Below are 17,722 nucleotides of genomic sequence, written 5' to 3'. Positions count from 1 at the left end.
CAAATCCTTTCACAGATGCGGGTGAAACCCGCCCGAAACAGCGATGATTTCCCCGGTTACAAAGCGAGACTCTTCCCGGAGCAGGAAGGAAACCGCCGCCGCGATTTCTTCGGGTTCGGCCATGCGCGGGTTGAAGGCGGCCCCGGTCAGGCGCGCGACATCGACGGCGGGAATGTTCTGCGTGATTGATGTGCGCGTCAGCCCCGGGGCCACGCAGTTCACGGTGACATGCGGGGTAAATTCCGCAGCAAGGCTTCGCGTGACCGAGGCAACGGCTGCCTTGGCCGCAGCGTAATCGGCCTGCCCGCTTTCCCCGCCAAAGACGATTGAGGCGGTATTGACCACACGTCCGAACCCGCGCGCGATCATTCCCGGAACCAGCATCTGCATCAGATGGAAACCGCCCATCAGATTGAGATCGAAGGTCTGGCGCCATTGCGTTTCTTCCATCTCAAGGAATGGTGTGTAAAGACGCGGGGAACGGATGCCTCCGACCAGATTGATCAGAAGATCAACCCGGCCGAAGGCCACCAGCCCAGCCTCTGCCACCGCCCGCGCTTCGGGGGCGAGGGTGACATCGGCGCGCTGGGTCACGATGCGATCAGGGCCGATCTTGTCTGCCAGGTCGGCGGCGGTTTGGGCAAGGCGCGTGCCTGAAATATCGGTCAGCACCAGGCCCGCGATACCGTCCGCCACTAGCCTTTCCGCCACCGCGCGCCCCATGGGGCCGCCCGCGCCGGTGACCAGGGCAACAGGCCCGACCGACAAGCTCATTTCGTCAGTTCCTCGCGCAGCATGTTGCGCAACGCGAATTTCTGGATCTTCCCCGAGGCGGTCGCGGGCAGCGCCTCGCGGATTTCAAGCCGTTCAGGCCAATACTGGATGGCAAAGTGATGCTCGGCCAGATGGGACTTCATCTGCCCGAAAGTGAAGGTCTGGCCGGGCTTGGGCACCACGAAGGCGCAGGCCCGCTCGCCTAGGCGTTCATCGGGATAACCCACGATCGCCACGGTCTGAACCGCCGGATGCTTGAACAGGGCAGCTTCGACCTCGACCACGGGGATGTTTTCGGCACCACGGATGATGATATCCTTCGACCGTCCGCAGATGCGGATATACCCTTCCCCGTCGATACGGGCGATGTCACCGGTGTCGAACCAGCCATCGGCATCGACATTGTTCCACTGGGGACGCTTAAGATAACCGCCAAAGTTCGATGCGCCACGCACGTAAAGCTCGCCCTCGATCCCCGGACCCACCGGCTTCCCAGCGGCATCGCGGATCTGCAGTTCCATGCCGGGCAGCGCGCAGCCATCCGACATCGCCGAGCGGTCGGCCGGGTCTTCGGGGCGTACGGTCGTTACCGCACCGTTTTCGGTCATGCCCCAGGCTGAAAGCACGCGCGCTCCAAGGACGCGTTGCGCGCGTTCGACAACCGGGCCCGGAATGGCCGTGCCTGCGCACAGGTAAATCTTCAGGCTTGAGGAGTCTATGCCCTTCTCTTCGACCGTTGAGGAAAGATCGATCAGGAACGGGGTCGAGGCCATCGTCCAGGTGATGCGGTCTTCCTGCACGGTCTGTGCGGCGCGCTCTTTGTCCCAGGTGTCCATCACAACGAACCGGGCCCCAAGCATCAGCGGCAGCAATAGTCCATACATGAATCCGGTCATGTGTGCCATCGGCGAAAACATCAGGATCACATCATCCTGACTCATGCCCAGACGCGCGGCGAAGGGGGCAAGGTTGGCATACATCGTGTTTGCCGTGTGCATCACGCCCTTGGGTTCGCCCGTCGTGCCCGAGGTATAGATCAACTGGCAAACGTCGTTCGGACCAAGGCGGCTGTCACGTGCGATGCTGGCGCGTTCGGTATCGAAGGCCGGATTGCACAGCAGCGCGTCAAAGGTGTTCTCACCCGCGCCGCCATTGATGACGATCTGCTTAAGATCGGGCAGGCCCGGTTTCATACCCTCGGCCATCGCTTCATGATCGAAACCGCGGAAGATTTTCGGCACGATGAACACCTTGGACTCTCCATGGCGCAGCATGAAGTTGAGTTCGTGTTCGCGAAAGATTGGCATGACCGGATTGAAGACCGCGCCCAGGCGGGAACAAGCCAGATAGGTCGCCACATATTGCCAGCTGTTGGGCAATTGGCAGGTTACGACATCATTGCGCCGCACGCCCAGCTTGCGCAGACCGATTGCGGCGCGATCGGCCATCAGGTCAAGCTCGGCCCAGGTCAGGTCGCGGCGCGTCCCGTCGGTGATGCTGATGGACGACAGGGCCAGCGCGTCAGGCATGGCCGCCAGACAGGCATCGAAGTAATCGTCGGCTGTCTTGTCCTGCCAGTAACCGGCATCGGTCATCGAGGCGCGGCGCGGTTCGATCAATACGGCGTCGAAGTGCATGGTAAATCCTCCCGAAGCAAAGATGCGGGTTACCACCCCGCGTGTCTGCGCGCCCTCCTCGACGCGCAGACGGGGCGGGCGTCAGCCCGCAGTAGCCTCACGCCCGGCGCGTTCGCGGGCAATGATGTTCTTCATGATGTGGGCGGTGCCGTCGCCAATATGCAGGCCCAGCACATCACGCAGGCGCTGCTGGAAGGGCAGCGTGTCGCTATAGCCGGCGTGGCCGTGGATCAGCAGGCAGGCGTGGATCGCCTCATAGGCGAGAAGCGGCGGCCACCATTTCGTCATTGCGGCCTCTGCGGTATGGGGCAGGCCCCGGTCTTTCAGCCAGAGCGCGTTGTAAGACATCAGCCGCGCCGCCTCGACCTTGGTGTCGAAATCGGCCAGCTGGTGCGTCACACCCTGGAAGGCGCCCAGTGGTTTGTCGAAGGCGCGCCGTTCACCGATATAGGCCCAGGTTTCATCCAGGCTGGCGCGCGCCGCACCCAGGGCCTGCAGGCCGATCAGGCTGCGTGAAAAGTCGAAGCCCTGCATGACCTGGGCAAAACCCTTGCCCTCGTCGCCCAGCAGGTGATCGGCCGGCACGCGCACGTTGTCGAACCAGATCGAGCCATGTCCGACCGAGTTCTGGCCCATATTCGAGAATTTCGAGGTGGTGATCCCCGGCAGGTCCAGCGGCACCAGAATGGCCGAGACGCCGCGCGCCTTGTCCTCGGGGCGGCCGGTACGGGCGAAGGTAATCACACCCTTGGCAAGCTGATTTGCCGAGATTGAGGTCTTTTCGCCGTTGAGGATGTAGTGATCCCCGTCCCGTTCCATCTTCAGCCCCAGGTTGGCCGCATCCGACCCGCCTTTCGGCTCGGTCAGGGCGATGGCCAGCATCAGCTCGCCCGCGGTCAGCTTGGGCAGCCATTCCCGGGCAATGTGCTTTTGCGCGAATGTCGCAAGGATATGTCCGTTCAGAGAGGCAAGCAGCGGCACATAGCCAAAGGTGAAATCGGCCTTGCCGATTTCTTCGATGATGGCGCCAGAATAAAGGTATTCAGCCCCCATGCCGCCGAATTCCTCGGGCAGTTCCGGTGCAATCAGGCCAAGGCTGCCCATCTCGCGGACAAGATCCATGTCGAATGTGCCGCTTTTTTCACGGGCCATATAGCCCGGCGCAACGCGATCCTGCGCGAATTTGCACGCCAGTTCGCGGATCTGGTCCAGTTCTTCGGTGTCGAAAATCGTCTTCATCGCAACCCCCCTGAAAAAGCGGGCGCGCAAGGAATTGCCCTTGCACGCCCCAAACACTCAGCGCGTGAATTTCCGGAAATCCGGCTTGCGCTTTTCCTTGAAGGCAATGCCGCCTTCTTTGCTTTCGTCGGTGTCATAATACATCGACAGCGCGAACATCCCCATGCCGGCGATGCCGCGCTGGTGTTCGGTGTCCATGTTGAAGCTGCGCTTGGCCAGCGCGATCGCGGTGGGCGATTTCTCCATGATCTCGGCACACCAGCGGTCAACCTCGGCGTCCAGCTCCTCATCGGGGACGACCGTGTTGACCAAGCCCATGGCAAGGGCTTCGTGCGCCTTGTAGCGGCGGCACATATACCAGATTTCGCGGGCTTTCTTTTCGCCGACGACCCGCGCCAGGAAGGCGGTTCCATAACCCGGATCGACCGAACCCACCTTGGGGCCGACCTGACCGAACTGCGCGCTTTCGCCGGCGATGGTGAAATCGCAGATCGTGCACAGAACGTTGCCGGTGCGCGCTACCTTGAAGTGCGACTCCTATTAGAAACCAATGGGTTATCTAATCAGGAGATTGTGCCATGGGCGATGTCTACAAGCAACTGAACCTCCAAGAACGTCGAAAAGTCGAGCTATGGGTGAATGCCAAAATCCCTGTGTGGGAGATGGCGCGCGAGTTGAAACACTCGAAATCGACACTCTACCGTGAATTAAAGCGCAACTATTTCGAGGACGAGAGTTTACCCAAATACGCGGGCTACTATGGCGCGGCGGCGCAGTTGAAGGCTGATAGCCGGCGCGCGCGTCAGAGAAAACTGATCAGGCATCCCGAACTTGCCGTGCGTGTCGTCGAACGGCTCAAGAACGGCTGGAAACCCGAACAAATCGGCAAACAAATGTCACGTCTCTCGTCGAACGCGTCAGCCGGCTCACTGTTTTGCTGAAGAACCCGAACAAACGCACGAAACCGGTCATGGGCAAGATCATGAAAGCCATCGGCGACCTGCCCCACCTGGCGCGCAAGTCGATCACCTTTGATCGCGGCACGGAGTTCGTCAGCTGGCCGCATCTCCAGGCCGAACTCGGCACGCAGACGTGGTTCTGCGACCCGTCATCGCCCTGGCAAAAAGGCACCGTCGAGAACACCAATCGGCGTGTCCGGAAATGGCTGCCCCGTGGGCGAGACATCACACAGATGCCGGATCATGAGCTGAAACAGCTCTGCGACCGGCTCAACAATACGCCCAGGAAATGCCTCGGATGGAAGACCCCTGCAGAGGTCTTCCGCGAAAAGATCATGGCGGAGATGGGGCGATCCCCCTACCCTCGCAGGTAATAGGAGTCGCAGTTCAGGCATCGCTCACACCCGATGTGGCCGTCACCTTGTTTGGAACCCATGTCGGGCTGATCCTGTCATTGTCGGCGTTGCGCAGCGAAGCGGGGCCAGATCCCATCCATTCAGACGGGGACGCGGGGGTGCCAAGTGACTAAGGTTCCGCACAGGAAAGCAAGAGTGATCGGCGCAAAAGGAGACAAACATGGCGGGCCCCGTGAAAAAATGGGCCATGATCCCGGCCTTGGCCTGTTTGCCGCTGATCGCCCATGCAGAGATCGACGGGCATGGCCCGGATGCCTGGCGGGTCAGTGGTGTGACGCCCGGTGATACCCTGAATGCCCGGATGGGGCCGGGAATCGGTTACAAGGTTGTCGGCAGCTTCGCCCATGACGAAAGGGGGCTGATCGAGGTGACCTGCGTGCCCTTGCTGACCATGGATATCGCAGCAAAGCTGACCGAGGCCGAGGTCGCGGCCTTGCCATCGCGCTGGTGTCTGATGCGCGCGGCCGATCTGTCGCGCGCGGGCTGGGTCGCGGCACGCTTTCTGATCCCGGATAACGCAAGCCCCGTGCAGGACGCCGATCCTGTCGCCGTCGCGCGTGATCTGGTGCGCGCGCTTTACGCCGCGGCGGATCAGGCCGGGCGCGGCGGGCCGCATCCGCTCGATCCGGATCAGGCGGCGGACTATTTCTTCTCGGACATCGCCACGGGGTTGGCAACAAACCCGCCCGGTGCCGATCCGCTGACGGGGGCGCAGGATTTCGACGGGCAGATCGCCGATCCCGTGCCCGACCCCGAGCAGCCGATGATGCGCGGTATGATCACGATCCATGTCGGCATCACCAACTTTGGCCGCAGCCATACCGCTGTTTTCCGCCTGCGCCCGGACCCAAGCCAACCCGGCGCACCCATCCGCATTTTCCGTATTGAACAGGACGGATGGCAATTCCCGAATTGACAGAAAGGACTTTTCCCATGGCCCGACACCATGCCCTTGCCACTGCCACCCTCATCGCGCTGGTGCTGGCCTTTGGACAGAAAGCATCGGGCCAGGAAACTGTGCCCATGGGCAAGATGACCGCGACGATCGACGGGGCCGCATATGAGGGGCAAACGCTTGACGTGCCGGCCGATGGCACCGCCACCGCAGAGGTCCGGTCCATCGGTCCGATGATGTCGGTGTCAATCCAGGCCCATGATCCTGAGGCCGCCAGCGTCATGCAAGGGATCCTGGTCGTCGACTTTACACTGATGGGGACAGGTGGATCGCCTGCGCCGATGACCCCCTCGATCAGTTGGTGGCCCGAAGGCATGAACGCCGCGTTCTTTCAAAGCGACGAGGGCGGCGCGGCCGAGGTCACGCTCGACGCCCTGTCCCTGGACGATCCGGCATCCGCAACAGGCCATTTCACGGCGACCCTATGTCGAAAGGACAGCTTCTTTGCCGAGGCTGACACGGATGATTGCAGGACCGTCGAGGGCCGCTTTGAAACAGCGTTGCGAGACGCATCATGAAACGACCGCCCTTCCTGCATGGCCATGAGAAACGAGGTCTTCAGCCATACAGCCCTAACCGAGCAGGACAGATGGTGATGCAGTCGTTCTGCAAAAGGAGAGCACGAGAATGAAACATTCAGCGATTTCTGCCCTGATCCTTTGCATGGCGCCCATGATTGCTTGGGCAGAAGTGGGTTCTAACATGGTTTCGGGAACGGTTGGCAATATGGAAATCAAGGCGCCAATCTGGAAGGAGCAATCGGACTTTTACGGTGACGGAAATTCCGGAGGCGTTTCGATCATGACCAGGCCAATCGCGCCCGATCAAGGATTGGGGTCGATTGCTATTTCCTTCGAAGGCTCTGATTTTCTGAATGAGAACTTCTACAGCTTTGAAATCGACGTGGCCGATATCGAAGCGGGACACATGACAAGCTACTTTGCCGATCTGGATAGTGGGTTACAGATCGTGGTCGCCCAAGCAGAGAAGCTGGATGGTGTTTTGTCGCTTTCCGGATCAGTGCAGGGAATTTTGACCTGGCGAAAACTGATGCCAATTTCTGAAAGGGCAAAAGACCCGGCACGCCAGCTTCCTGTTGCCCTGGAATTTAATGTGACAGTCGAAAATGATTTTTAACATGAACAACTTACAAGGTATATAGTGATGCTGGCATGTCTTGTGAAACGCAGAGGGGGCCAGACAAATCCTTGCAGCCACCTGCAACCTCAGGCCTCCACCGAATGCCGCATAATGGCCGCGTCAGGGCATGTTGGCAAAGACGACTTGGTCGCCACGTCGCGTTGTGGGCAAAATGGCGTCACCGCAAGCAAGGTTGAAACCGGGCACAAAAATGGCCGGCCTTTCTGCAAGACAACACGCTTTGGGAAATATCGGTTGAAACGCCATATTCTTACGTCCTTCACGGTCTTGGTTCTCGCAAGCGCATCGGCCTTTGCACAGGCACCGCTCCGGATCGCCTCGTCCGACAATTTCAGCCTCCTCTGCATCAACGCTGACGCATGCGGTGACGGAAAAGATCTTGTGCAGCCCGGCGAACAGGTGCTGGCGGAAATGGAGGCTATCTCTATCTGGCTGGCCGAACTCGGCTTTCCCGAGAAAGGCACGCTTGAAACGGCCCGCGATACGGGGAACGAACTTCTCCGGATCGACCCCCGGCCAATCAACGAAACCAAGTGCGGAGAAAACGCAATCGCCTGCTACAACGTCGACTTGCTCGCTAACGTCCGCATCTTCCTGCCGCTCGATAACCTCGGCGACATTCTAAGCGATCCCTCCACACTCGCCCACGAGTATCTCCACAGCCGCCAGATTCCACGGGCGGCGGGCGAAGTTGACTGGCTACGAGAGGCGGTGGCCACGGCTGTGGGCACCGCCTGGGGGATGCGACGCGGCATGGGTTCCGGCATTTATCCCCCGATCTACAACATGACGCTCGACAAACGCTTCTACGAGGCCGGCGATCCCGGTTATGGCAACTGGGCCTATCTGCTGGCGGTGGGCGAGACGATGGGCAGCGCCGACAGCGTAGCCTACCTGGCCGACGCCGCCTTCATGCGCGAGGTGGAACTCTACACCAGCGCCGAGAGCGCGATGTCCCCGTTCTACGACACGTCCAAAGTCGGCGGGCAGACTTTCGACAGGTTCTTCCCGCGCTTCGTCGCACGCTTCAACAACATGGAAAGACGCGACGGCGAATACTTCTACTACTCCGACATCTCCGAACAGACCATCTCCTTCGCCGGAACCAACGGCTTCGAAAAGCGGGAGATTGAGGAATCGGCGCTGCCCTATGCGGTGACTCCGCTGCGCCTGAAGCTCGAGATCGGTTCCGATGGTGCCGAGCGCGACCCGAAAGACCGGCTCCTGATGGCGGATATCGAGATCGTTTCGGGCGATGCGATAGAGGCGCTGACCATCGTGTCGGAGCACGCAATGGGCGAAACGCAGCACCGCAAATCCTACATGATTGACGGCTCCGACCCGGCCGACGAACTGGGGCTGACGCGTGTGGTCCACGCTCCGACGCAGGTGGGCAACAGCGCAGAGGCCAGCGCCTTTCGGCTGCGCGTGCGAACCACGCCCATCGAATTGGCGCCGCCGGTTTGCTTCCAGTCCGGGGTGGCCGCGGCCTTCGAAGCGGTGGGCTTCGACGCTGGGCACACCGACAACTGGCGCCTTGTCACTGACAACGGCACCACCCAGGGTCTCACAGTCACCCCGGCTCGGGCGGGAAAAATGGAAATCCACGTCGAGATCGACAGCCCGGTGACGCGGCAAGAAGGAACGCTGAACCCTTCAAGGCCAGAGCGCACCCGGGTCTCGCTCGGCAACTTCGAGGTTGCGGGTGACGACTGTATGATCCGGCTGACGATGGGCAAGGCCGTGCTCACTTATTCGACAGTGGGCAGTTATACCGAGTTTCTCGCGCCAACCGGTGAGGCCATGTATTTCGCCCCAGCCGACATGGCCGTCTACGACGGTGGCTGGAAACCGCTACCGCCAATGGCCAAACAAATGATCCTCGGGCGGATGATGGCGCAGATGCCGCTGGTATCGTCCACAGCGCCGGGCGAAAACGAGGCTGAGGGTCTATTTCTGTCGCGGATGCCGCACGCCTTTTCCAAACGCTTCGGCTGGGCTAATCTTCGCCGCGCCAAGGGGCTCGACGGTGGGCGGACGGAACGCAGTCGCGCAGCCTGCCCCGATGGCGGCTCGGGCTGCACAACGACCACATTCAGCATGGACGGCACCCCGGTGCCGGTGGTCTTCGACGCGCAGAACCGCCCCGTCGCCGCGACCTTCGAAAGCGAAAAAATCCGCTTCGACTACGGCAACTGGAACATCCGCCGCCCGCCAGGCTGGTAAGCCGCGCCGGACAACCGCATCCCGGGTGGTTGCCTGGGTCACAGCTCATGCAGCCCTGCACCTTGCGAACCTGGTATTGTCCTGATCATCAAGGGCCTACTCAGTCCGGCCTGAACGACGCCAAAGCGGTTGATCCAGCGCGTGAAAGCGGGGGTTTCTGTCGCCATGCCCTGCAGGATTTCATAAGGAGACTGAAGAGGTTGTTTTCTTCCATATTGAAGAATTCGACCGCATGGGGAAATCGACGTTTTCAGCACTCGAAGACCTGAAGACTGCGCAGAGCAAAAGCGACATCAGCGCTCTAAAGGTACGTCATCACCATCGACGAAGTCACCAGACGGATCGGCGCGAACCTGGAACTTGTCGAATTCGTCAGTGCCAATTCGGACAACATCGACTACGGCGAGAAGATCTGGGTCGACAACGGCCCGAGGAAGGCATCACCACCTTCACCGACCGCGGCATCGAATATTTGCATGAACTCCTCGACGACATTCGCATGTGGAAAGGCGGGATCCTCGGGTTCCTGCGTACCGAAAAGTGCGAACTCGACGTCATTGAGCGTATCATGGCTGACGAGAAAAACCGGTAAGTCCAGACGGCTCTCGGCGGAGGTTTACAGCAAAGCCAATCAGCGGGATCGCCCGGTCGCGCAGGCCGCGCAGATCGTGGGGCAGGGTGCCCCCCGGCCAGATCTCCATTCCGCGTTGCAGAATACGCCATCAAACTGCGGCGCCTGGTTTGCCAATGACTTCTCGACTACGGAGGCCTTCGAAATCTAGTTCGCACAAATCCAAGATCGTCGTGAGGACGGATTTCGTGCCTTCTCCTAGAAGCGACGGGGCAGTTGCTGCTGATGCGCCCTTTGCCATCGAACAGAATTGGGCGGCGAACGAGCTGCATATCTCCGACGAGAGGGTGGGAAACTGTTTCGAACAGCCCATGAGCGGACACAGTTTCTGATCAAGTGCATGGCTCATACTAGCGGACACCACCCGGCCGCATTGCGACAAATCGGGCGAGACCAAAGTGGCAGCGCATGAGAACGATCGTTGATCTAATGACAGCGGCGATTGTCGTCGCGACCCTGGGCTTGGGTCAGTTGCTCGCGACGATCGAGGAAATCGCGCGGGCTGCATCGGTCAGCGCGGGAACAAGATCGGCGCGCACGCGTTCTTCCGTCCATTCGGGCATGTAGACCGGCATCGCGATTGCTGCGATGGCGCGGCGGTTCGGCCCCATGACCGGGGCCGCCACCACGATTTCCTGCAGCATGATCTGTTGAACCGAGATCACAAAGCCGTCGCGGCGCGCCTGGTTGACGCGGTCGCGCACCTGAGCGGGGTCGGTCAGGGTGAATGGGGTCATCGACTCGGGCAGGCCGGGGGCCAGCAGGGTTTCCAGCACATCGGGCGGGGAAAACGCCGCGATCACCTGACCGATCGCGGTGACAGCGGCGGGTTGGCGCACGCCGATCAGCGTGGCGTCATAGGCCAGACTGGAATGGGGGATGCGCGCCTTGTAGACCAATTGATGCCCGTCAAGCACCCCAAGGTTGACGGTGCTGCGCAGCTGACGGCTCAGCTCGATCAGGCGGGGCAGGGCGCGTTCCAGCAGGCGGTCGTGGATCAGATAGGCATAGGCCAGATCCAGCATCCGAAGGCCCGGCCGATAGCGGCGGTTCTTGTCATCCCGATCCAGATAACCAAGCGCATGAAGCGTATAGGTCAGGCGTTGTGCCGCGCTTTTTTCCAAGCCGGCAAGTGTGGCGATCTCGGTCAGGGACAGTGGTGTGTGATGGTCGCGAAACAGCGCCAGAACCCGCATGCCGCGTTCCAGCGTGCTGGCAAGAACGCCTGTCTGGGCGGGGGATGGATCTGCCTTGGACGGTTTGGTTGGCATGGGATTCCCGGGTTGGGCTGCGCCTGCGCGGCATGGCGCAACACATGGCAGGGGCGTTAGCGCTTGACAAGCTGTGGACCTGAGACGTTAAATAATAATTATAAGTATCAAATAATGATACATCAACGAAAATATCGTCCACCGCACATCAGGGAGTTCACGATGACAAAGTCTTTTCTTCGGGCCAGCACCGCTGCTGCGATGGCCCTGGCGATCCTGTCGGGTCCGGGCCTTGCGGGTCCCGATGACAACAGCCTGGTCTGGTCGGCCGAAAAGGAAGTGACCGCGGTCGATACCTATTTCGACACCTCGCGCGAAGCGATCGTGCTGGCTCAGCATGTCTATGACGGTCTGGTTTACTGGAACCCAGACACGCAGGAATTCCTGCCCCTGCTGGCCAGTGACTTCCGCCAGATCGACCCGGTCACGGTGGAATTCGATCTGCGCGACGATGTGACCTTTCATGACGGGTCCAGTTTCGGGCCCGAAGATGTGGTCTATACGTTCAACTTCATCGCGGATGAGGCGAATGGCGTTCTGAACTATGGCGATATCCGCTGGTTGAAAGGTGCCGAACAGACCGGCGATCATACCGTGCGCCTGCACATGAACGAACCCTTCCCCGCCGTGCTGTCCTATCTGGCCCTGGTGCTGCCGATCCTGCCCGAGGGGCATTTCGACGCCGCCGAGGCCGGGGCCGATGGCCGCAAGCGCTTTGCCTCGGTGCCGCCCAATGGCACGGGCCCCTATCGCGTGACCGCCTTTGGCGCGGGCGATCGCATCGAAATGGCCCGCAATGAGGCCTATTTTGCCGATGGCCCGAAAAGCGCGGCCAGCCTTGACGCGATCACCTATCGCACCATCACCGATGGCGCGACGCAGCTGGCTGAGCTGATGACCGGCGGTGTCGACTGGATCTGGGGCTTTGACAACGATCAGGCCGAGGCGCTGAAACAGGCGCCGCAGCTGGCGGTGGTGAACGCGCCGACGATGCGCATCAGCTATCTGACCTTTGACCTGAAAGGATCCAGCGGTAGCGATGTCTTTACCAAGCCCGAGGTGCGCCGCGCCATGGGTCATGCGATTGACCGCGAAAATATTGCCAAGTTCCTGATGGGCGAAAACAGCGATGTGGTGAATGCCGCCTGCCATCCGTCGCAATTCGGCTGCACCGGGGAAGTCGCGGTCTATGACCATGACCCGGAAAAGGCCAAGGCATTGCTGGCCGAGGCGGGCTATCCCGATGGGTTCAGTGTCGAGCTTTATGGCTATCGCGACCGTCCGGTGACCGAGGCGATCATGGGCGATCTGGCCAAGGTCGACATCAAGGCCAATCTGAACTGGCTGCAATATGGCGCACTGGCCGATCTGATCCGCGAAGGCAAGGTGCCGGTGGCGAACATGACCTGGGGGTCGTCATCGATCCCGGATGTTTCGGCGATCACGTCGTATTTCTTTGGCGGCGGTCCGGACGATCCGGCCAATGATCCGCAGACGCAGGAAGCTATCCGCGAGGGTGACCTGTCCTCGGATCCGGCGGTGCGGATGGCGGCCTATGAAAAGGCCCTGCAACGGATCGCCGATCAGGCCTATTGGATGCCGTTGTTCAGCTATACCAAGAACTACGCCTTTGATGCCCGGCTTGAATTCACGCCTTCGGCCGATGAAATGCCGCGCTTCTACGCTTCGGGCTGGAAGTAACGCCCGCGGGTGCCCCCGCGCTGGTTGACCGGCGCGGGGCTCTGCCGCTGCTGTCCCGCCTGACGAAAGGTCCGTCATGCTGCGTTTCACGCTTCGACGTCTGGCAATTGCCGCCCTTGTGGCGTTTGTCGTCTCTGCGATCAGCTTCGGGCTGATGTTTTTGGCGGGCGACCCGGCCACCGCGATCGCCGGTGAGGGGGCGACCCAGGCCGATATTGACGTAATCCGCCGCAGCATGGGATTTGACCGCCCGATCCCTGTTCAATACCTGGACTGGATGGGTAACGCCCTGCAGGGCAATTTCGGCGATAGCTTCTATTTCAGCCGGCCCGTGGTGGATCTGTTGGCCGAGCGTTTCCCCGCGACGCTGAAACTGGGCGGGCTGGCGATCGTGGTCGCGCTGGTGCTGTCGATCCCGCTGGGGATGCTGGCGGCGGCCCGGCAGAATCGCTGGCCCGACCGGCTGGCGCTGACGCTGGGCACGGTGGGGCAGGCGACGCCCAGTTTCTGGCTGGGTCTGATGCTGATCTGGCTGTTTGCGGTCAAGCTGCGCTGGTTGCCGGTTTCGGGATCGCAAAGCTGGGCGCATTTCATCATGCCCGCGCTGGTGCTGGGTTATTATGCGGCGCCGTCGATGTTGCGGCTGTGCCGGGCGGGCATGATCGAGGCGCTGGCATCCGATTATGTGCGCACCGCCCGCGCCAAGGGGCTGTTGCCGCGGCAGGTGCTGTTCGGCCATGCGATCCGCAACGCGATCCTGCCCGTGATCAGTGTGGCGGCGGTCGAATTCGGGTTCATCCTGGGCGGATCGGTTGTTGTCGAAAGCGTCTTTGGCATTCGCGGCATCGGCCTGCTGGCCTGGGAAAGCATCGGGCGCAATGATTTCCCGACGATCCAGGCCATCATCCTGATCTATGCGATGCTTTATGTCTGGCTGACGTTTCTGGCCGATGTGATCAACGCCTGGCTTGACCCCCGTATCCGCGTGAGCTGATCCATGACCCAGACTGTCCCTCTGTCCCAGCCCTCGCCGCGTCAGCTGATGCTGAGGCGGGCGCGTGGTCACCGTGGTCTTCTGATCGGCGGCGCGATCGTTCTGGTGGTGCTGATCGCGGCGCTGCTTGCGCCTTGGCTTGCCCCGCATGATCCTTTTGCCCAGGATCTGAGCCGGCGGCTGATCCCGCCGGTCTGGGCGGACAAGGGCAGCTGGGATCATGTGTTCGGCACCGATGCGTTGGGGCGGGATTACCTGTCGCGGCTCATCCATGGGGCGCGGATTTCGCTGCTGATTGGGGTCTGTGCGGCCATCGGATCGGGGCTGATCGGCACGACGCTGGGCCTGATCGCGGGCTATTACGGCGGGCGGGTGGACAGCTTCGTGACGTTCTTCGTCTCGGTCCGGCTGGCGCTTCCGGTGGTGCTGGTGGCGCTGGCGGTGGTATCGATCTTTGGCGGCAGCCTGTGGATCGTGGTGGCAGTGCTCAGCCTGCTGCTGTGGGACCGTTTCGCGGTGGTGGTGCGTTCGGCCACGATGCAGCTGCGCGGACAGGAATTCGTCACCGCCGCGCGCGCCATGGGGGCATCGACCCCGCGGATCCTGCTGGCGGAATTGTTGCCCAACCTGATCGGCCCGCTGGTCGTTGTCGCCTCGCTTGAGGTGGCCCATGCGATCTTGCTGGAATCGGCCCTGTCCTTCCTGGGCCTTGGCGTGCAGCCGCCTACGCCCAGCTGGGGACTGATGGTGTCCGAGGGCAAGGGGATGGTGTTCTTTGATGCCCGGCTGATCGCCCTGCCGGGTGCGGCGATCGCGGTTCTGGTGCTGGGCATCAACCTGATCGGCGACGGGCTGCGCGATGTTCTTGCACCGGAGGGCCGGGGATGAGTGTCGTTTCCATCCGCAACCTGCGCGTCACCATCCCCACGCCCACCGGCCCGTTCCAGGCCGTGCGCGGTGTCGATCTGGCCGTGGCCCCGGGCGAGACGCTGGGCATCGTCGGTGAATCCGGCAGCGGCAAATCGGTCACCTCTTTGGCGCTGATGCGTCTTTTGGCCCCGCGCATCACCGTTGCCGCGGATGAGATGCGGCTGGGTCAGACCGACTTGCTGGCGCTGAAGGAACGCGCGATGGCCGATCTGCGCGGCGCGCGCATGGCGATGATCTTTCAGGAACCGATGACAGCGCTGAACCCGGTGCTGACCATCGGCCGCCAGCTGACTGAAACCTGGCTGCGCCATCGCAAAGGATCGCAGCGTGAGGCCCGCGACCGCGCCATCGACCTGCTGAACCGGGTCGGCATCCCCCGTGCGGCCGAACGGATGGAGGTCTATCCGCATCAGCTTTCGGGGGGGTTGCGTCAGCGGGTGATGATTGCCATGGCGCTGCTCTGCGATCCGGACCTGCTGATCGCGGATGAACCGACAACGGCGCTGGATGTGACGGTGCAGGCGCAGATCCTGGACCTTCTGGCGGGGTTGCAGCAGGAAAGGGGGCTGGCGATGATCTTCATCAGCCATGACATCGGCGTCGTCGCCCGCATCGCGCAGCGGGTGCAGGTGATGTATGCCGGGCGCACCGTCGATGCGGGACCGGTTGGCGATCTGCTGACCCGGCCCGAACATCCTTATACCCGCGCGCTTTTGTCTGCGGTGCCGCGCCGGGGCATGCGCTGGGGCCGCGACCGGCTGGGCGCGGTGGAATGGTCCGATGATGAGGCGCTGCCATGACCGCATCCGCCCCCCTGATGCAGATCGACCGGGTCAGCCGCGTCTTTCCCCTTGGCGGCGGCCTGTTTGGCCCGCAACGCACGCTGACCGCGCTGGAGGATGTCAGCCTGGATCTGCGCCGCGGCGAGGTGCTGGCGCTGGTCGGTGAATCGGGCAGCGGCAAGAGCACGCTGTCGCGGATCTTGCTGGGCCTTGATGCACCTACCTCGGGCGAGGTGCGCCTGGATGGCCAGCCGGTGCCATTGATCCCGCGCCGCGATTTTGCGCGCCGCGTGCAGCCCATCTTTCAGGACCCCTATTCCTCGCTCAATCCGCGCAAGACCGTGCGCCAGTTGATCGAGATGCCGCTGGTGATTGCCGGCGGGGTCAGCGCGGCCGAACGGCTGGCCCGCGTGCGCGCGTTACTGGACATCCTGCGCATGCCCGCGCGGATGCTGGATGCCTATCCCAGCCAGATGTCGGGCGGCCAGCGCCAGCGCGTGGCGATTGCCCGCGCGTTGATTTCTCGCCCCGAGATCGTGATCTGCGACGAGCCGACCTCGGCGCTGGATGTCTCGGTTCAGGCACAGGTGCTGAACCTGCTGATGGAATTGCGGGCCGAATTCGACCTGACCTATCTGTTCATCAGTCACGATCTGGCGGTGGTGGAATATATCGCCGATCGCGTGGCGGTGATGCAGGCGGGCCAGATCGTGGAGCTGGCGCCCGTCGATCAGCTGTTTTCCGCACCACAATCCGATTACACCCGCCGCCTTCTGGCATCGGCCCTGACCGTGCCGGCGGCATATCAGCCCGAGGAAACCCGATGACCGCCGCCCCCCTTCGCATCGACAGCGCCGAATTGCGCATCGTGCGCCTGCCGCTTCTGTCGCCCTTCACCACCTCGACCGGGACGATGCATGACAAGGTCTTTCCGCTGCTGACGCTGTGCGCGGGCGGGCTGGAAGGCTATGCCGAGGGCGTGATGGACCCGCTGCCCGATTACCTGGATGATACCATCGCGGGCGGAATGGATCTGCTGCGCACCGCGCTGTTGCCGCAGATCATCGGGCAAGGCTTTGAAAACCCTGAGGCGATCTGTCGGCCGCTGCGGTCCTGGCGCGGGCATTGGATGACCAAGGCGCTGGTCGAAATGGCCTTCTGGGATCTGTGGGCCAAATCGCTGGACCTGTCGTTGAAGACCGTTCTGGGAGGGGCGGGCGATGCGGTGCCGGTGGGCATCTCGCTGGGCATCGAGGAGATCGCTGCCACCGTTGAAAAGGCCCGCCGCCACCATGCCCAGGGCTATCGGCGCATCAAGCTCAAGATCATGCCAGGCCACGATCTGGACCTTGTAGCCGCCGTGCGCGCCGCCCTGCCCGAAGCGAGGCTGAGCGTGGATGCCAACACTGCCTATACGCTGGCGGATCTGCGCATCCTGCGGGCGCTGGAACGGTTCGATCTGGACTACATCGAACAGCCGCTGGCGCATGACGATCTGCACGATCATGCAGTGCTGCAGCGCCATCTTGAAACGCCGGTCTGCCTGGATGAAAGCATCCGGTCTGCCGCCGATGCGCGCAAGGCGCTGGTCAGTGACGCAACCCGGGTGATCAATATCAAGGTCGGCCGTGTGGGCGGCCATCTGGAGGCGCGCCGCATCCACGATCTGGCCGCCGCCTGGGATGTGCCGGTCTGGTGCGGCGGCATGCTGGAGGCCGGGATCGGTCGGGCTCATAACATCCATCTTGCGACCTTGCCCAATTTCCGCAAGCCGGGCGATACCTCCAGCGCCAGCCGGTATTTCGCGCGCGATATCGTCTGCGAACGGCTGGAAGCGGAAAACGGGCTGATGCCGGTGCCGCCGGGGGCGGGGATCGGGGTCACGCTGGACCGCGACTGGCTGGAACAAGTGACGGAACACACCGAAACGTTCTGATCGGGGCGGTTTCCCCAACGGCTTCGGCGACGGAGATGATCGGGTGGCCATTCATGCAGGGTTTGGCAGAAACACAGGCCTTCGGCCCAGAGCACCGGCCGGACAGGGTT

The 17,722-nt window shown here is 62.0% G+C and carries 16 protein-coding genes and 1 pseudogene; 12 read left to right on the top strand and 5 right to left on the bottom strand.

Going from position 1 to position 17,722, the window contains the following annotated elements; translation table 11 throughout:
- Nucleotides 1–9: 9 nt before the first annotated feature.
- The 4 genes from ACK8OU_RS09730 to ACK8OU_RS09715 all read right to left on the bottom strand — a co-directional run bounded on the left by ACK8OU_RS09730 (nucleotide 10) and on the right by ACK8OU_RS09715 (nucleotide 4,151).
- Nucleotides 10–774: an SDR family NAD(P)-dependent oxidoreductase gene (locus tag ACK8OU_RS09730; RefSeq protein ID WP_410303191.1), complete on the bottom strand. Its 765-nt coding sequence runs from the start codon at nucleotides 772–774 to the stop codon at nucleotides 10–12.
- Nucleotides 771–2,411, bottom strand: a complete 1,641-nt coding sequence (gene aliA, locus ACK8OU_RS09725; protein ID WP_410303190.1) for a cyclohexanecarboxylate-CoA ligase — start codon at nucleotides 2,409–2,411, stop codon at nucleotides 771–773. Before aliA ends, ACK8OU_RS09730 begins: the two co-directional genes overlap by 4 nt.
- Nucleotides 2,412–2,492: 81 nt before the next feature.
- Nucleotides 2,493–3,650, bottom strand: coding sequence for an acyl-CoA dehydrogenase family protein (locus tag ACK8OU_RS09720; RefSeq protein ID WP_410303189.1), 1,158 nt, complete (start codon nucleotides 3,648–3,650; stop codon nucleotides 2,493–2,495).
- 57 nt (nucleotides 3,651–3,707) lie between these two features.
- Nucleotides 3,708–4,151 (bottom strand): enoyl-CoA hydratase-related protein, encoded by a 444-nt coding sequence (locus tag ACK8OU_RS09715; RefSeq protein ID WP_410303272.1) that lies wholly within the window; start codon nucleotides 4,149–4,151, stop codon nucleotides 3,708–3,710.
- Between the two features lie 77 nt (nucleotides 4,152–4,228).
- Between ACK8OU_RS09715 and ACK8OU_RS09710 the strand changes: the two are divergent.
- From ACK8OU_RS09710 to ACK8OU_RS09685, 6 genes and pseudogenes are all read left to right on the top strand, one after another.
- Nucleotides 4,229–4,983: pseudogene (locus ACK8OU_RS09710) on the top strand (IS30 family transposase).
- A 202-nt stretch (nucleotides 4,984–5,185) separates the two neighbouring features.
- Nucleotides 5,186–5,941 (top strand): SH3 domain-containing protein, encoded by a 756-nt coding sequence (locus tag ACK8OU_RS09705; protein ID WP_410303188.1) that lies wholly within the window; start codon nucleotides 5,186–5,188, stop codon nucleotides 5,939–5,941.
- A gap of 17 nt (nucleotides 5,942–5,958) precedes the next feature.
- Nucleotides 5,959–6,498 (top strand): hypothetical protein, encoded by a 540-nt coding sequence (locus ACK8OU_RS09700; protein WP_410303187.1) that lies wholly within the window; start codon nucleotides 5,959–5,961, stop codon nucleotides 6,496–6,498.
- Nucleotides 6,499–6,607: 109 nt separating this feature from the next.
- Nucleotides 6,608–7,117, top strand: coding sequence for a hypothetical protein (locus tag ACK8OU_RS09695; RefSeq protein ID WP_410303186.1), 510 nt, complete (start codon nucleotides 6,608–6,610; stop codon nucleotides 7,115–7,117).
- A gap of 147 nt (nucleotides 7,118–7,264) precedes the next feature.
- Complete coding sequence (locus ACK8OU_RS09690; protein WP_410303185.1) at nucleotides 7,265–9,367, top strand: hypothetical protein; 2,103 nt, start codon at nucleotides 7,265–7,267, stop codon at nucleotides 9,365–9,367.
- A gap of 232 nt (nucleotides 9,368–9,599) precedes the next feature.
- Nucleotides 9,600–9,959, top strand: coding sequence for a hypothetical protein (locus ACK8OU_RS09685; RefSeq protein ID WP_410303184.1), 360 nt, complete (start codon nucleotides 9,600–9,602; stop codon nucleotides 9,957–9,959).
- A 506-nt stretch (nucleotides 9,960–10,465) separates the two neighbouring features.
- Here ACK8OU_RS09685 and ACK8OU_RS09680 read toward each other — a convergent pair.
- Nucleotides 10,466–11,269 carry an IclR family transcriptional regulator gene (locus ACK8OU_RS09680; protein ID WP_410303183.1) on the bottom strand — a complete coding sequence of 268 codons (804 nt, stop codon included), beginning with the start codon at nucleotides 11,267–11,269 and terminating at the stop codon, nucleotides 10,466–10,468.
- A gap of 162 nt (nucleotides 11,270–11,431) precedes the next feature.
- Here ACK8OU_RS09680 and ACK8OU_RS09675 point away from each other — a divergent pair, with 162 nt between their 5' ends.
- The 6 genes from ACK8OU_RS09675 to menC all read left to right on the top strand — a co-directional run bounded on the left by ACK8OU_RS09675 (nucleotide 11,432) and on the right by menC (nucleotide 17,612).
- Nucleotides 11,432–12,970: an ABC transporter substrate-binding protein gene (locus ACK8OU_RS09675; RefSeq protein WP_410303182.1), complete on the top strand. Its 1,539-nt coding sequence runs from the start codon at nucleotides 11,432–11,434 to the stop codon at nucleotides 12,968–12,970.
- Nucleotides 12,971–13,046: 76 nt separating this feature from the next.
- Nucleotides 13,047–13,964, top strand: coding sequence for an ABC transporter permease (locus ACK8OU_RS09670; RefSeq protein ID WP_410303181.1), 918 nt, complete (start codon nucleotides 13,047–13,049; stop codon nucleotides 13,962–13,964).
- 3 nt (nucleotides 13,965–13,967) lie between these two features.
- Complete coding sequence (locus ACK8OU_RS09665) at nucleotides 13,968–14,852, top strand: ABC transporter permease (RefSeq protein ID WP_410303180.1); 885 nt, start codon at nucleotides 13,968–13,970, stop codon at nucleotides 14,850–14,852.
- Nucleotides 14,849–15,694 carry an ABC transporter ATP-binding protein gene (locus tag ACK8OU_RS09660; RefSeq protein WP_410303179.1) on the top strand — a complete coding sequence of 282 codons (846 nt, stop codon included), beginning with the start codon at nucleotides 14,849–14,851 and terminating at the stop codon, nucleotides 15,692–15,694. The genes ACK8OU_RS09665 and ACK8OU_RS09660 overlap by 4 nt, the downstream gene beginning before the upstream one ends.
- Nucleotides 15,691–16,503, top strand: coding sequence for an ATP-binding cassette domain-containing protein (locus ACK8OU_RS09655; RefSeq protein ID WP_410303178.1), 813 nt, complete (start codon nucleotides 15,691–15,693; stop codon nucleotides 16,501–16,503). Before ACK8OU_RS09660 ends, ACK8OU_RS09655 begins: the two co-directional genes overlap by 4 nt.
- Entirely contained in the window at nucleotides 16,500–17,612 is a 1,113-nt protein-coding gene (gene menC, locus ACK8OU_RS09650) for an o-succinylbenzoate synthase (RefSeq protein ID WP_410303177.1), read from the top strand. The genes ACK8OU_RS09655 and menC overlap by 4 nt, the downstream gene beginning before the upstream one ends.
- Nucleotides 17,613–17,722 lie beyond the last annotated feature (110 nt).

Source organism: Pontitalea aquivivens (assembly GCF_046507575.1).
GTDB lineage: Bacteria > Pseudomonadota > Alphaproteobacteria > Rhodobacterales > Rhodobacteraceae > Pontitalea > Pontitalea aquivivens.
This window is presented reverse-complemented; position numbering and strand designations above follow the sequence as displayed.